This is a genomic window from Ensifer sp. GW101-20A05, from assembly GCF_059424735.1.
This window is the reverse complement of the sequence record NZ_JBWKZT010000006.1, coordinates 150,992-164,704: the sequence shown is the minus strand read 5'-3', so window position 1 is coordinate 164,704 and position 13,713 is coordinate 150,992. Positions and strand designations below refer to the sequence as shown.

The 13,713-nt window shown below is 62.8% G+C and carries 13 protein-coding genes; 6 read left to right on the top strand and 7 right to left on the bottom strand.

All coding sequences use genetic code 11. The features are described from left to right. Positions 1-43: 43 nt before the first annotated feature. Positions 44-1,846 carry an ABC transporter transmembrane domain-containing protein gene (locus AC070A_RS17280; protein ID WP_113737108.1) on the bottom strand — a complete coding sequence of 601 codons (1,803 nt, stop codon included), beginning with the start codon at positions 1,844-1,846 and terminating at the stop codon, positions 44-46. A gap of 207 nt (positions 1,847-2,053) precedes the next feature. Between AC070A_RS17280 and rpmE the strand changes: the two genes are divergently transcribed. Further along, complete coding sequence (gene rpmE / locus AC070A_RS17275; protein WP_034806140.1) at positions 2,054-2,275, top strand: 50S ribosomal protein L31; 222 nt, start codon at positions 2,054-2,056, stop codon at positions 2,273-2,275. Between the two features lie 82 nt (positions 2,276-2,357). Here the strand turns inward: rpmE and AC070A_RS17270 are convergent, their stop codons facing one another. Beyond that, the gene (locus tag AC070A_RS17270; protein WP_113737109.1) at positions 2,358-3,866 is read right to left on the bottom strand and encodes a winged helix-turn-helix domain-containing tetratricopeptide repeat protein; all 1,509 of its coding nucleotides are present in this window, start codon (positions 3,864-3,866) and stop codon (positions 2,358-2,360) included. A 115-nt stretch (positions 3,867-3,981) separates the two neighbouring features. Between AC070A_RS17270 and AC070A_RS17265 the strand changes: the two genes are divergently transcribed. Both AC070A_RS17265 and AC070A_RS17260 read left to right on the top strand, forming a co-directional pair. After that, on the top strand, positions 3,982-4,224 hold the full coding sequence (locus tag AC070A_RS17265) for a DUF1127 domain-containing protein (RefSeq protein ID WP_255571292.1): 243 nt from the start codon (positions 3,982-3,984) through the stop codon (positions 4,222-4,224). Between the two features lie 13 nt (positions 4,225-4,237). Further along, positions 4,238-5,446 carry an MFS transporter gene (locus AC070A_RS17260; protein WP_113737110.1) on the top strand — a complete coding sequence of 403 codons (1,209 nt, stop codon included), beginning with the start codon at positions 4,238-4,240 and terminating at the stop codon, positions 5,444-5,446. A 76-nt stretch (positions 5,447-5,522) separates the two neighbouring features. Here AC070A_RS17260 and rcdA read toward each other — a convergent pair whose 3' ends face one another. The 3 genes from rcdA to AC070A_RS17245 all read right to left on the bottom strand — a co-directional run bounded on the left by rcdA (position 5,523) and on the right by AC070A_RS17245 (position 7,873). Next, a complete protein-coding gene (gene rcdA / locus AC070A_RS17255) occupies positions 5,523-6,041 on the bottom strand; it encodes a protease adaptor protein RcdA (RefSeq protein WP_043610604.1) in 519 nt (172 codons plus the stop codon). Between the two features lie 355 nt (positions 6,042-6,396). Further along, positions 6,397-6,585 carry a DUF1192 domain-containing protein gene (locus tag AC070A_RS17250; protein ID WP_057254664.1) on the bottom strand — a complete coding sequence of 63 codons (189 nt, stop codon included), beginning with the start codon at positions 6,583-6,585 and terminating at the stop codon, positions 6,397-6,399. After that, positions 6,572-7,873, bottom strand: a complete 1,302-nt coding sequence (locus tag AC070A_RS17245) for an MFS transporter (RefSeq protein WP_093233947.1) — start codon at positions 7,871-7,873, stop codon at positions 6,572-6,574. The genes AC070A_RS17250 and AC070A_RS17245 overlap by 14 nt, the downstream gene beginning before the upstream one ends. A 305-nt stretch (positions 7,874-8,178) precedes the next feature. Here AC070A_RS17245 and AC070A_RS17240 point away from each other — a divergent pair, with 305 nt between their 5' ends. Together AC070A_RS17240 and AC070A_RS17235 are read left to right on the top strand one after the other, a co-directional pair. Then, positions 8,179-8,334, top strand: coding sequence for a hypothetical protein (locus AC070A_RS17240; RefSeq protein ID WP_093233901.1), 156 nt, complete (start codon positions 8,179-8,181; stop codon positions 8,332-8,334). Positions 8,335-8,445: 111 nt separating this feature from the next. Continuing rightward, a complete protein-coding gene (locus tag AC070A_RS17235; protein ID WP_113737111.1) occupies positions 8,446-10,383 on the top strand; it encodes a tetratricopeptide repeat protein in 1,938 nt (645 codons plus the stop codon). A gap of 26 nt (positions 10,384-10,409) precedes the next feature. Here the strand turns inward: AC070A_RS17235 and AC070A_RS17230 are convergent, their stop codons facing one another. Then, entirely contained in the window at positions 10,410-11,924 is a 1,515-nt protein-coding gene (locus tag AC070A_RS17230) for an MFS transporter (protein WP_113737112.1), read from the bottom strand. A 104-nt stretch (positions 11,925-12,028) separates the two neighbouring features. On the opposite strand from AC070A_RS17230, the gene AC070A_RS17225 reads away from it, so the two are divergent. Further along, positions 12,029-12,580 carry a TetR/AcrR family transcriptional regulator gene (locus tag AC070A_RS17225; protein WP_113737113.1) on the top strand — a complete coding sequence of 184 codons (552 nt, stop codon included), beginning with the start codon at positions 12,029-12,031 and terminating at the stop codon, positions 12,578-12,580. Between the two features lie 119 nt (positions 12,581-12,699). On the opposite strand, the gene AC070A_RS17220 is transcribed toward AC070A_RS17225, so the two are convergent. Next, complete coding sequence (locus tag AC070A_RS17220) at positions 12,700-13,635, bottom strand: PhzF family phenazine biosynthesis protein (protein WP_113479404.1); 936 nt, start codon at positions 13,633-13,635, stop codon at positions 12,700-12,702. Positions 13,636-13,713: the final 78 nt, after the last annotated feature.

Genomic DNA, 13,713 nt, shown 5'->3' with positions numbered 1-13,713 from the left:
CAACTGCCAGGTGTGAAATCGGGAGGGTCGTCGTCGCAACGCCTCAGTTTTTCGTGGCGACGAACAGGGCCTCGGCGCCGTGGTCGAACTGCAGCCGCGCAAGCTTGGCGTAGAGGCCACCCTGGCGGATGAGGGAGACGTGCGTTCCCTCCTCGACGATCCGGCCATGATCCATAACCAGGATGCGGTCCGCCTTCAGAACCGTTGCGAGCCGGTGGGCGATGATGATCGTCGTGCGCTCGCGCAACAGGCCATCGAGGGCTTTCTGCACCAGCGTCTCGCTTTCGGCATCGAGCGCCGAGGTGGCCTCGTCGAGGAGCAGGATCGATGCGTTCCTGAGGATCGCGCGGGCAATGGCGATGCGTTGCCGCTGGCCGCCGGATAGCGTGATGCCGCGTTCGCCGACGAGCGTGTCGTAGCCGTTGTCGAGGCGGTTGATGAACTCGTCTGCCTGGGCGGCGACGGCCGCAGCGCGCACCGCCTCACGGGTCGCGCCAGGCACGCCGAAGGCGATGTTGTCATGAACCGAGGAGGCGAAGATGGTGACATCCTGCGGCACGATCGCCAGCCGGTCGCGCAGTTCCTTCGGATCGACCGTGCGGACATCGAGCCCGTCGACGGTTACAGCACCCTTGGCGGGATCGTAGAAGCGGAGGAGCAGGGAGAAGACCGTGCTCTTGCCGGCGCCGGAAGGGCCGACGATGGCGACAGTCTCGCCTGGCTTGATCGCAAAGCTGAGGCCGTTCAGGCTCTTGTAGTCGGGTCGCGCCGGATAGGCGAAATAAACGTCGTCGAAGGCGATGGCGCCGGCGGCCGGTGCGGGCATGGCGACGGGGTTTGCCGGCGCCTGGATCTCTGGGATCTCCGTCAGCAGTTCGTTGAGCCGTTCGGCGGCACCGGCGGCCTGAGAGAGCTCGCCCCAGACTTCGGAGAGCGAGCCGAGGCTGCCTGCGGCAAAGACCGAGTAGAGCAGGAACTGGCTGAGGGTGCCGGCGGAAAGATTGCCCGACAGCACATCATGCGCGCCGAACCACAACACCGCAACGACGCTGCCGAAAACCATGGTGATGGCGAAGGCAGTGAGCACCGAGCGCGCCTTGATCGCGGCGCGCGCAGCGCCATAGGCATCTTCTACAGCGGATCCGAAATGGTTGTTGGCGAGTGCCTCGCCATTGAAGGCCTGCACGGTGCGGGATGCGGCGATTGCCTCGCCGGCATAGGCGGACGCCTTGGCGAGTGTGTCCTGAGCCTCGCGCGATCGGCGGCGGACGGAGCGGCCGAAGCCGACAAGCGGGAAGACGATGATCGGGATCGCGATCAGCACCAGGCTCGAGAGCTTAGGGCTGGTATAGACCATCATGCCGATGGCGCCGAGACACAGGATCAGGTTGCGCAGCGCCACCGAGGCGGTGGCGCCGACCGCCGACTTGACCTGGGTCGTATCGGCCGTCAGCCGCGAGACGATCTCGCCGGACTGGTTGACGTCGAAGAAGGAGGCGGAAAGCCGGGTGACGCGATCGAAGACGTTGCGCCTGAGGTCGGCGACGATGCGCTCGCCGAGTGTGATGACGAAGTAGTAGCGCGCCGCACTTGCCAGAGCGAGCACGATGGCGAGCATCATCAACATCGAGAAGTAGGTGTTGATGAAACCGGAATCGGGACTGGAGAAGCCGTTGTCGACCATGCGCCTGATGGCGAGCGGCAGCGCCAGCGTCGTGACCGCGGCGAGGATCAGCGAGATACTTGCGCCGACGACCAGATGGCGGTAGCGGGCGAGATAAGGTAGGAGCGTGGCCAGCGGGCGGATGGATTTACGCGCTGGCGCCTGGATTTCTCGTTCGGACACTTGACCCCTTTCGCCAACCACGGAGGAAAGGCTTTGCCCATGAGTCTTCCGCGCGGCACTTGTTATCCCGCAGACCTTGATGTATAGGCACGGCATCGAATTGGGAAGCCGTGGCCCTTCAGCCGGTCCGCGGCTTCATTTACGTGTTCGGTCTCGAAGTCGCAATGCCTTGCGACAATTGGACCCTGGAACTCTAGGAAGATCGTTATGAAGGCAGACATCCATCCCGATTACCACGTCATCAAAGTAGTCATGACCGACGGCACCGAATACGAAACCCGCTCGACCTGGGGTTCTGAAGGCGCCACCATGAACCTGGAAATCGACCCCAAGTCGCACCCGGCCTGGACGGGCGGCAACCAGCAGCTCATGGACCGCGGCGGTCGCGTCTCCAAGTTCAAGAAGCGCTTCGAAGGCCTCGGCCTCTAATCGAACGCCTCTCGGCATTCTTAAAGCCCGGCCATCGCGCCGGGCTTTTTGTTGGCCGATCAGGATGCCGCCGGCTCGCCCGTCACTCGGGAAGGCCGGCCTTGCGAAAGCCGTCGACGAAATGCGCAAGCATGGCGTCGTTACGGAACGGCTCGGTCGCCGCCCAGTGGCGGATCGTGAAGCCGGGGTTGGCGACGAGAAACAGGTCCGCTTCCGTATGCGCCTCGTCGAGGCGGCACAGCTGGGCGAGGCTTGCCGCCAGGAACCGGCGTGAGCTCGTGCGATAGGTCTCGTCCCTGCGCAGCGTCTCGACAGCGGCCTCGTAATCGCCGGCCGCATATTGCGCCTGGCCGAGCGTCAGATAGTACCAGCTTGCCGGAAACGGGTTCAGCCGGAACGCCTTGCGGATATGCGCGAGGCCCTCTTCGACCCGCCCGGCGAGAACGTCGATGTCGGACAACGCCGCCCAGGTGTCGGCCTCGTTCGGGTCGAGTTCGATCGCCTTGGCGAATTCCGCCTCCGCCTCGGTAAAGCTGCGCTCATATGCGAGCAGGTAGGCCAGGATCCAGCGGCTGCCGGCATCGTTTGGGTCGATCGTGACGGCTTTGCGCGCGAGCTGCAGGGCAAGGCTGCGGGCGGCCTCCGTCGGTCCGCCGGAGTGCACCCGTCCCATCCAGTGGTTCATCGCCAGCCAGCGGTAGGCTTCGGCATAATCGGGGTCGAGCGAAACCGCACGCGTCAGCATCAGGTGCGCTTCCTGGGCGGCCTGCGGCGTATCATCCATCAACCTGCGGGCGCGCACGCAGAGATCGTAGGCCTCGATGTTGCCGGGTCGGTTGCGTGGCAGCGGCGGAGGGCGCAATTGTCCGAGCAACGCTTCCACGATCTTGGCCGTAACCTCGTCCTGAACGGCGAAGATGTCTTCCAGGCTGCGATCGAAGCGCTCCGCCCAGAGATGGTCGCCGCTCAGTGCGTCGACCAGTTGGGCATTGATGCGCACGCGTCCCGCTGCGCGCCTGGCGCTGCCTTCCAGCAGGTAACGCACGCCAAGGTCTTCCGCGATCGCGCGTACATCCACCGCCTTGCCCTTGTAGACGAAGGATGAGTTGCGGGCGATGACGAACAGGCCGGCGATCCTGGACAGGTCGGTGATCAGGTCCTCGGTCAGCCCGTCTGCGAAGGGCTCCTGCTCGGGATCGTTGCTGACGTTGACGAAGGGCAGCACGGCGACCGACGGCTTGTCCGGCAGGGACAGGCGCCGCCGCGCCGCACCGAGCGTCCTCGTGCTTCCTGTGAAGCGATAGCCGACGCGTGGGATCGTCGAGATCCACTCGCCGCCGTCGGCGGCGGGGCCAAGCAGCTTTCTGAGCTGCGCGATCTGGACGGTGAGATTGCCTTCCTCGACGGCCGTTTTCGGCCACGCCGCATCCATCAGTTCGGCTTTACCCAGGATTTCGCCGGGCCGCGCGACGAGCGCCGCAAGCAGCCTCAGTCCGCGGTAGCCGATCGCGACAGGATCATCGTCCCGGAGAAGCGTTCCCGCACCCGGATCAAGTACGAAGGGACCAAAGGCGAAGCGCGTTTCCTGCATGGGCGCATCTATAGTTCGTTTGGACGTTTTTGAGAACTTTTTGGACGCGCTTAATTACGCTCCGGTTCGTGTCCTGCAGAATTCGTCGGTCTTTCGGGCCGATATGGAGGTTGCCATGAACCACATTCCCATTCCTGCATCCCGACACCAGGCGGCACGCGTGCACGAAGAAAAGCCGCTGCGTTTGCGCGCCGGCCTAGCAACGCTCAGAGGCGTTATCGCGACCTGGGACAGGAGGGCGCGCTTTCGCCGGGATCTCGAGCAGCTCTCAAGTAGCGACCCGCATTTGATCGACGATATCGGCCTCGCAAGGCGACAGGTCGAGATCGAAATCGCCAAATGGTTCTGGCAGGCATGAGGCGCGTGTCGAAATGATATCGGACCAAGAGTCTCTGCGTGCGACGGAACGTCGTCATTCACGCGACCTGATCCTGCCGCGCGAACAACCAATCCTTTGGGCGGCGATCGCCGGCACCATCGCAACGGTCACGGTGTTCGCGGTCGCCCAGGGGCTGACCTATCCGCTGCTCAGCTTCATTCTGGAGCGGCAGGGAACGACACCGGGACTGATCGGCCTGTCGGCGGCGATGACGCCGCTGGGTTTCATCGTTTCCGCTCCCCTCATTCCGGCGCTGGTTCGGCGCTTCGGTGCGGCGTGGCTTGCTATTCTTTGCTCGTTGTTTGCCGCGTTAACACTGTTCGCGATCGCCTGGACCCAGGAGCTCTGGGCCTGGATGCCGCTGCGTTTCCTGCTCGGCTTCTTTGCCAATCCGCTTTCCGTGATCAGCGAAACCTGGCTGATCACGATCACGCCTCCGTCGCGCCGGGGCCGCATCATGGGCCTCTATTCTTCGATTGTTTCGGGCGGTTTCGCTATTGGTCCGCTGTCGCTCGGCCTCGTCGGCACGGAGGGCTGGTCGCCCTTCCTGATCGGCATCGTGGCCTTCCTTCTCTGCGGCATGATCTTGCTCGCAGTCGTGCCGCGCCTGCCTGACATGCCGCAGGATGGCGAGGCAACTTCCGTCGGCGCTTTCCTGGCGCTGGCGCCTCTTCTTCTGTTTGCGGTTTTCACCGCTGCCGCTTTCGAGCAGATCCTGCTTTCGATGTTTGCCACCTATGGCGCCACGCTCGGAAGTGCCGAGGAGCGGATCGCCTCTCTCATTACCTGTTTCATCGCCGGCAATGCGCTGCTTCAGGTATTTCTCGGGCGCATGGCCGAGCAGATGGGCTCGATGCGGACGATGTTGTTCTGTGTGCTGGTCTCGCTGATCGGGTGCCTGCTGCTGCCATGGGCCTTCAACTCCTGGCTCGTCTGGCCGCTCGTCTTCCTCTGGGGCGGGGTCTCGTTCGGCATCTACACGATGTCGCTGATCCAGCTCGGCGAGCGTTTCACCGGCCAGGCCCTGATCGCCGGCAATGCGGCGTTCGCGGTTGCGTGGGGTCTCGGCGGCATCGTGGGGTCGCCCGCGACAGGACTAGCCATGCAGTGGCTTGGCCATCGGGGACTGCCGCTGGCTCTTGGTTTCCTTAGTTGCGTGCTGGTGCTGCTTCTGCTGGCGAAGATGCGGCGCGCGCGATAGTGACACCAGCGACGCGAGAAACAAAAAACCCGGCGATGGCCGGGTTCTGTTTTCCGCACGCTGAAGCGAAGAGCTATCAGTTGGTGCCGAAGGCCGTCTGCAGCAGCTTGATCTGCGCCTTGACGCCGTTCTGGTTGTCCGGAACGATGGCGGCGGCTTCGTGCGGGCGGTAGATTTCGCGGTCGAGCAGGGCGACGCGGTTCTGCAGGCGCAGCGAGCGCTCGATGAGGTCGCGGAAGGATTCCGGCAGTTCGGCCCAGCCGGGAGCGGACTTGTCGACGTTGAAGCTGTCGAGGCGCACCTTGCTCTTTTCCGACATCACCTGGTCACGGCTCATCTCACCGTTGTTGACGGCGCGCTGCAGGAGCAGCCACGAGGCCATCTGCATCAGGCGGGTGGTAAGCCGCATGGACTCGGCTGCATAGAGCACCGACGCCATGCGCGGCAGAACCTTCGAGGCGGCGCGGCCGGGACCATCGAGGTATGTCGCCGTTTCCTCGACCAGACCCATGCCTTCCGAATAGAGCGTCTTGAATTGTGCCGAGGACGCTGCGTGTCCTGCGAAACTGACCGTATTCAATCCTCTCTCGGACATGACCTGTTTTCCCTGGTTCAAACGCATCACGACAGTCAGGTAGTGGACAGTTATAGGAAATAAATCCTTGCCCGTCTCTATGCTCGAAGAATGATCCGATAGCGCATTTCGCGCAAGGGTATTCTTAAGAAAGGGTTAATCTCCACAGTTCTTTAGCGAAAGCTATGCCAAAACAAAAAAAGAGCCGCGAAAAGCGGCTCTCAAGGTAAAACAGGGAGAAAAATCAGACCCATTCGCCAGTCGGAGAAATTGTCTGAAACCGGAAAGCTCCGGATACCCCGACAATCGCAGATAATGCTTAATTTGCCGTTAAACGCGCCTCGTTTTGCTGCGCTGCGGCCGCTCCCGCAAGGTCTCAGCGAAACAGGCCTTCGGCGGCTGAGCGGCTCGCGGATTTGCGCGTCCGCTCGGCTTCGAGCCGGGCGATTTCCTCCGTCAACAGGGCGATACGCTGGGTGAGTTCATCGACTGAAAGCAGTGAAAGATCGCTGCCGATTTCGTGCACCAGCTTCTTTTGTGGTCGGTCGTCGTCAAACAGGCTCATCCGTCTGATCCTCCCATTTCTGGTTGTTGTCCGGTTCGCTATGCGCTTCCTCGAACGGGGCAGCGCGCGGCGAAAGCTGCAGGCTTTCCGGTGTCGTCGGCGCACCGGCATTGACCGGCGAGAAGGCGTCGCGGTCGGCGACCGGCACGGGCGCGCGCATCCGGCTGCGGATGATGGCATAGGCTGTGATCAAAATGTGGGCGCAGGCGGTAATCATGAACAAACCGTACGGACCGGTTGCCGTCATGACCGGACCGCCGATCGTCGGGCCGATGATCGTGCCGATGCCATAGAGCAGCAGCAGGCCACCGGAGACCTTCACGAAGTCTTCGGCGGTTGCGAAGTCGTTGGCGTGGGAAACGGCGATCGGATAGAGCGCGTTGGCGGCGGCGCCATAGATTGCGATCAGCGTCAGCACGATCCAGACCTGGCTCGGCTCGATCAGGAAGATGAGCAGGCCGGCGACGGCGCCGACACCGGCAAGGGCGGCCAGGACATAGCGACGGTCGATGCGGTCGGAGAGGCGGCCTGCCGGAAGCTGCATCACCGCGCCCGCGAAGATCGCCACGCTCATCATGGCCGCGACGGTACTGTCGGAAAGGCCGGCCTGTCGCCCGAAGACGGCGCCAAGCGTGCCGAAGGCGCCATTGGCGATGCCGACGAGCAGGATGCCGAGGAACGAAACCGGCGAGTTCCGGTAGAGGCCGCGCAGGTCGAGGCTGACCTTCTTCAGCGGTTGCGGCGAGGCGGCCTTGGACATCAAGGTCGGCAGCATGGCGACACAATAGAGGATGCCGCAGATCATGAAGAAGATGCTGGTCGAGGTGTCGCCAAAGGGGATCATCATCTGGCCGCCGACGACGCCGAAAAGCGTGATGGCGATATAGAGCGAGAAGATGACGCCGCGGCTCTCATTGGTGGCGCGCTCGTTCAGCCAGCTTTCGATGATCATCGACGTGCCGGCGGTGGCAAAGCCGGTGAGCGCGCGCAGGATCAGCCACCAGGTCGGATCGATCATGATGCCGGTCAACAGCGCGACGATGGCGATGAGAGAAGCAAAGACGCTGAAGGCGCGCACATGGCCGATGCGCTTGACGACATTCGGGGCGAAGAAGCACCCGAGGACGAAGCCGGCCGCCCAGGACGTACCGATCAGACCGAGGATGGTGGTCGGGTATCCCTCAGCAGTACCGCGAACGGGAAGAAGCAGTCCCTGAAGACCATTGCCCAGAAAGAGAAACAAGGTGCCGAGCAGGAGGGCAGCGACCGGGAGCAGGTTCTTTCTCATCATCCATCCGAAATTCGTTCTGCCGTCAGCAAGTTAGGGCGGTGCCTGGTGAATTGCCAGCCGGTTTCTCTCTACAGCGCTTTGATTACAGTGCCTTGATTTGCCGCCTGTTTCCTTCGACCGGAGACGATTGAAGGAAACAAGCGATTGCCGGTCATTGCAAATCGTCCGCGAAAACACTAGCCCTTTTTGCCAAGCGCAGCGTATCGCTAGCCTTTGGGGGAAGCGGTGCTCCGTGCGACGAAGAGTGCCGGCGTTGCGAACGCTTTGCCGGTTGAGGCAGCCTCCCGGAAGACGAGGGCAATATGCAGAAGGCGCTCGCCCTAATCCTGCTCCTGGCAATGGTGATCCAGCTTCTGTGGCCGCTCGGCATCCCTGGTCTGCGCCGCCGCCGCGACTTCTGGAAGATCGCGGTCTTCGCCATCGTCATGATGATGGTGACCGTGCTGATCCGGCCTTAACCAGGCCATCTTGCCTCTAAGTACCCGTTTCTTTGGAAACTCCGGAGCCGATTGCGCGATGCTATTGGGTTGTACGTATATTCGCTACAACTACAAAAGGGCGCAGGACAGATGGGGAATAACGCGCTAGATTACCTCTTTCACTCCGGAAGTGAATTCGAGGGTTTCTTGGAACGCCGTCTCGCTGCCATTCTCGCCGCCGATGTCGTGGGATACAGCCGCCTGATCGGCGCTGACGAGACCGGCACACTCGCCGCGATGAAGCGACACAAGAATGAACTCGTCGATCCCAAGATCCACCGCCACAAGGGCCGCATCGTCAAACTGACCGGCGACGGCATTCTCGTCGAATTTGCGAGCGTGGTGAATGCGGTCGCCTGCGCCGTCGATATTCAGCGCGGCATGCTGATCCGCAATGAAAGCGTGCCGCAGCTAAAGCGCATCGAGCTGCGCATCGGCGTGCATCTCGGCGATATCATCGTCGAGGACGGAGATATCTTCGGCGACGGCGTCAATGTCGCCGCCCGTCTCGAAGGGCTGGCGGAGCCATCCGGCGTTGCCGTTTCCGCCACGGTGCGCGATCACGTCGGCACCCGCCTTGATATCGGCTTCATCGACAAGGGTGAGCACACGCTGAAGAACATTGCCGCGTGCGTGCATGTCTATTCGGTGGCGCTCGGTGCGCCGACGAAAGTTGCGGCGGCGCCAAGCGGGGTCGGCCCCATCGTGCTTGATGACGGCTACGGGCTCTCGGTCGGCGTGCTTCCGTTCACCAACATGAGCCATGATCCCGAGCAGGAATACTTCTCCGACGGCATCACTGAAGACATCATCACCGATCTCTCGAAGATCTCGAAGCTGCATGTCGTCGCCCGCAACACGGTATTCACTTACAAGGGGCGGTCGGTGAAGGTGAAGCAGGTGGCCCTGGAACTGGGCGTCCGCTACATCCTCGAGGGCAGCGTGCGCAAGGCGGGTTCGCGGGTGCGCATCACCGGCCAGCTCATTGATGCCTTGACCGGTACACATCTCTGGGCCGACCGCTACGACCGCGACCTGACCGATATCTTCGCCATTCAGGACGAGATCACCCACGCTATCGTCGATCAGCTCAAGATCAAGCTTTTGCCGGCGGAGAGACAAGCGATCGAGAACGACCCGACCACGAGCGTCGAAGCTTATACCTACTACCTGCGCGGCCGGCAGTTTTCGCATGCCTGGACCCGGTCCTATCTGCTCTTGGCCCGGCGCATGTTCCTGAAGGCGGTGGAACTCGACCCAAACTTTGCCCGCGCCTATGCCGGCATCGCCGATTGCGAGTCGGCGCTGCGCGACTGGCACGAGGACGAGTTCCCGCTGCAAAGCATTCTTTCCACAACCGCGAAAGCGCTGGAGATCGATCCGAACCTTGCGGAGGCTCATGCCTCACGCGGCCTGGTGCTGCACCAGGACGGCCAGGACGATGAGGCGGTCGCCGAATTCGAGCGGGCGTTGACGCTCGATGCCGGCCTCTATGAGGCGAATTTCCATTACGCCCGTTTCCTGTTTATGCAGGGTGCCTTCGAAACGGCGATCCAGTTCTTCAAGCGCGCTGCTGACATTCGGCCGGACGACTATCTTTCGCCGATCCATCTCATGAGCGCCTATAAATCGCTCGGCCGTGACGTCGAACGTGCGCAATGGGCAAGGATCGGGATATCTCGGGCGGAGCGGGCGCTGGAGCTCAATCCGGAAAACTCCGGCCCCGCGCATCGCGGCGCGTTGGCCCTCGCTCATATGGGCGAAGCCCAGCGCGCCCGGGAATGGGCGGCGCGCGCGCTGGCAATCGATCCCGACGACGTCGTCGCGCGATACAATACAGCCTGCGTCTATTCCATCCTCGGCGATACCGACGCGGCGCTCGACCTGCTCGAAACCTTGCTGCCACAGAGTTCGTGCTACCAGCTGCTCTGGTTCAAGCAGGATTCCGACCTTGACGCGGTTCGCCACCATGTCCGCTTCCAGGCGATGGTCGAGGCGATCGCGAAATGCGAGGCGGGGTTGCGCTAACCGCCGGAGGGTGCCGGCGGTTGCTTTCAGTGGTGACTTGCCTGACGGGATTGCGCCGGCGCAGTGTTGCGGCCACCCGTCAACCACCAGATGGCCGCGCCGGTGACAAAGAGCATGGCCGTCGCCACGATCACGACTGCGGTAAAGGCCTGCTCGAACGCGAGCCTAGCGCGGGTTACCAGTTCGCCAGCCACATCCGCCGGCAGTTTCTCGGCAAGAAGCAAGGCTTCGTCGAGGCTGTCGCGGGCCATCGGCGAAATGGCTGCACCCTCCGGCAGCACGAGGAAGGCGGTGTAGACGAGCGACATGACGGTGCCGAGAACGGCAATGCCGATTGCGCCGCCGAGCTCGAAGGAGACCTCTTCGATCGATGCCGCCATGCCTGCCCGCTCCGGCGGAGCGTTGAACATGATGGCGCTGGAGGCGGCGGTCATCGAGGCGCCGATGCCGAGGCCGAGGACGACGAGGGTGACGATCTGGGTCAGCGCGCCGGCCTCATGGGCCAGCAGGTATCCGCCGAGACCGAGGGCCGCGAGAATGAGGCCGGAGCGCAGCACCACTTCCGCGCCGAGACGCGGCAGCAGGGTGCCGGTCAGCGGACCGGCGACGAACGCCGCGAGTGGGATTGGCAGAATGAAGAGGCCGGCCTGAAGCGGCGAAAGACCATCCACGAGCTGCAACTGCTGGCTCAGGACCAGCTCGATGCCGACGATCGAGGCGGATGCGACCAGCGCGGCAGCGACGCCGGAGGAAAACGCCGCATTGCGGAAGAGGCTGAAATCGATCAACGGATGCGGGCTCCGGCGCTGGCGGCGCACGAAAAGAATGAGCGCGATGGCGCCGATCACGACGGCGGCGAGGCCAGCTTCCAGCGATGGTTCGCGCTTGCTCGTTTCCTTGACGGCATAGGCGAGACCGACGAGACCGACCATGATCTGGAACGATCCGAGTGCATCCCACGGATGTTTCGGATTGCCTGATGTGTTCGGCAGCACGACGAGGCCGAGCAGGAGGGCAATGGCGACGATCGGCACGTTGATGAGGAAGACCGAGCCCCACCAGAAATATTCGAGCAGGAAGCCGCCAAGCACCGGTCCGATGGCGGCACCACCGGAGGCGATCGCGGCCCAGACTCCGATCGCCAGCGCCCGCTCGCGCTCGTCGGTGAAGGTGAGGCGGATGATCGACAGCGTGGCCGGCATCATCAGCGCGGCGCCGACTGCAAGCAGCACACGCCCGCCGATCAGGATCGCAGGGGTGGGCGCGTAGGCGGCAATCAGCGACGCGACGCCGAAGACCGCGAGACCGACGATGAAGGGCGTCTTGTGCCCGAGCCGATCGCCGAGCGTGCCGAGGCCAGGCAGAAGGCCGGCGACGACGAGGGCGTAGGCGTTGACGATCCAGAGCTTCTCGGATGCGCTCGCGCCGAGGTCATGGGTCAGGCGGGGAAGGGCAGTATAGAGCACCGTCATATCGACGACGATCAAAAGGAGTGCGCTCGATACGATGGCCAGAATGAGCCAGCGATTTTGCGGATGCATAGTACACCTCAATTGGCCACCCACAGGGAATTGGGGGCTAGGTCTTGTTAACGTCAGGGTCATTATTTAAATACGTACGTATGGATTTGAAATAGGAAGTCAAGATGGGACGACGTCGAACAATCGATCGTAACAAGGTTCTGGATGCGGCGGAGGCGATCGTGAACGCCGTCGGCGCTGCCGGCCTGACGATCGATGCCGTCGCCAAGGCGGCCGGCATCACCAAGGGCGGCGTGCAATATTGCTTTGGCAACAAGGACGGTCTGATCGACGCGATGATGGAGCGTTGGTTCAACGAGTTCGACACCGCGGTTGCGGCCGAGGGCGGCGACGATCCTGATCCGGTCAAGGCGATGCGCGCCCATGCGTCGGTGACTGCGCGAATGAACACGGCCGACAATGCCCGCACATCCGGCATGATGGCAGCCCTTTTGCAGCGGGAAGAGCACATGGCCAAGAACCGCGCCTGGTACCGCGCGCGTCTCGATGGCATCGACCTGTCGACGGAGGCGGGGCGCCGGGCACGGCTTGCCTTCCTCGCCACCGAGGGCGTCTTCCTGCTGCGCGGTTTCGGCTTCGTCGAGATGGACGACGCCGAATGGCAGGACATGTTCGCCGATATTCTGAAGCTGCCGGAGCCCGGCGACGCCGCCTAGAGCAGTTCCAGGAAAAGTTGAAACGGTTTTCCGTCCGGAATTGCGCAATTTCAAACAGTTGGAGCAATTCGCTGTTTCAATGAAACAGTGAAATGCTCTAACGGTCGCCGAGGAAAGTGCTAGAGGTCGATCAGACCGCGCATCGCACTGATGCAATTGCCGGAAAGGCTGACTTGGCGAACGATGCCGCCTTGTTTGCGGACAGAAGCGCCGATGAGGCTCCGCCGGCCCATCTCCACGCCCTGCTCGATCGCGATCTCGACATCGATATCCTGATCCGGCAGCAGCGAGACGAGATAGGCCGAAAGGGCCGCCGAGGCGCTGCCGGTGGCGGGATCTTCGTTGACATTGTCGAGGGGCGCGAACATGCGCGCCCGGATCTGCCACGGCGTTTGCGGCGATCGTGCATAGAGGAACAGGCTGAAGCTGTCTTCCTCGGGCTTGTAGCGCGCATTCGCTGCATGGAAGGCCGTCACATTCGGCCGTGCCGTCGAAAGTGACGCGATATCACTGATTTCCGCGACCGCGAAGGGCAGGCCGACGGAAAGCCGGATAGGCGTATGGATGCGCGTGCTGATGGCTTCCGATGTGAGCGATGCGCAGGCAGCGATCGTCCCGGCGTCGATTTCCGGGCCGGCCGTCAGACCGCGCGGAACGACGATGCGGGCACCGATGACCTCGCCCTTCTCCCGCGACAATGTTGCCTCGACGAGCCCCGCCTTTTCCTCGAAGCGCAGGATGCCGCCGGGCACACGGCCGAAGATTTCCTTCTGTCGGCCGAGCACGAAGGCGGTGCCGACATTCGGGTGGCCGGCAAAGGGAATCTCCATCGTCGGCGTGAAGATCCGGACCTCCGCCGTGTTGGCGGGGTCGCGCGGCGGCAGCACGAAGGTGACTTCGGAGTAGCCGAACTCGGTCGCGATCGCCTGCATCTGCTGGTCGCTCAGGCCCCGGGCATCCGGGATGACCGCGAGCTGGTTGCCGGCGAAACGCTCAGTGGTAAAGACGTCGACAGTGACGTAGGCGATGGATTGCGGCGAGGCGGCTGAGGTCATGACACCGGCTTTCACTGGAGTTGGCTGCGAGGCCAAGACTTAAGCCAGCGTTCGCACGCGTCAAAGGCGCCAACTTGT

Excerpts from the sequence above, each read along its gene's own strand:
- AC070A_RS17230 (WP_113737112.1), bottom strand. The coding sequence starts at position 11,924 with ATGCATCCGCAAAATCGCTGGCTCATTCTGGCCATCGTATCGAGCGCA.
- AC070A_RS17265 (WP_255571292.1), top strand. The coding sequence starts at position 3,982 with ATGAACCACATTCCCATTCCTGCATCCCGACACCAGGCGGCACGCGTG.
- AC070A_RS17225 (WP_113737113.1), top strand. The coding sequence starts at position 12,029 with ATGGGACGACGTCGAACAATCGATCGTAACAAGGTTCTGGATGCGGCG.
- AC070A_RS17240 (WP_093233901.1), top strand. The coding sequence starts at position 8,179 with ATGCAGAAGGCGCTCGCCCTAATCCTGCTCCTGGCAATGGTGATCCAG.
- rpmE (WP_034806140.1), top strand. The coding sequence starts at position 2,054 with ATGAAGGCAGACATCCATCCCGATTACCACGTCATCAAAGTAGTCATG.
- rcdA (WP_043610604.1), bottom strand. The coding sequence starts at position 6,041 with ATGTCCGAGAGAGGATTGAATACGGTCAGTTTCGCAGGACACGCAGCG.
- AC070A_RS17235 (WP_113737111.1), top strand. The coding sequence starts at position 8,446 with ATGGGGAATAACGCGCTAGATTACCTCTTTCACTCCGGAAGTGAATTC.
- AC070A_RS17220 (WP_113479404.1), bottom strand. The coding sequence starts at position 13,635 with ATGACCTCAGCCGCCTCGCCGCAATCCATCGCCTACGTCACTGTCGAC.
- AC070A_RS17260 (WP_113737110.1), top strand. The coding sequence starts at position 4,238 with ATGATATCGGACCAAGAGTCTCTGCGTGCGACGGAACGTCGTCATTCA.
- AC070A_RS17250 (WP_057254664.1), bottom strand. The coding sequence starts at position 6,585 with ATGAGCCTGTTTGACGACGACCGACCACAAAAGAAGCTGGTGCACGAA.
- AC070A_RS17245 (WP_093233947.1), bottom strand. The coding sequence starts at position 7,873 with ATGAGAAAGAACCTGCTCCCGGTCGCTGCCCTCCTGCTCGGCACCTTG.
- AC070A_RS17270 (WP_113737109.1), bottom strand. The coding sequence starts at position 3,866 with ATGCAGGAAACGCGCTTCGCCTTTGGTCCCTTCGTACTTGATCCGGGT.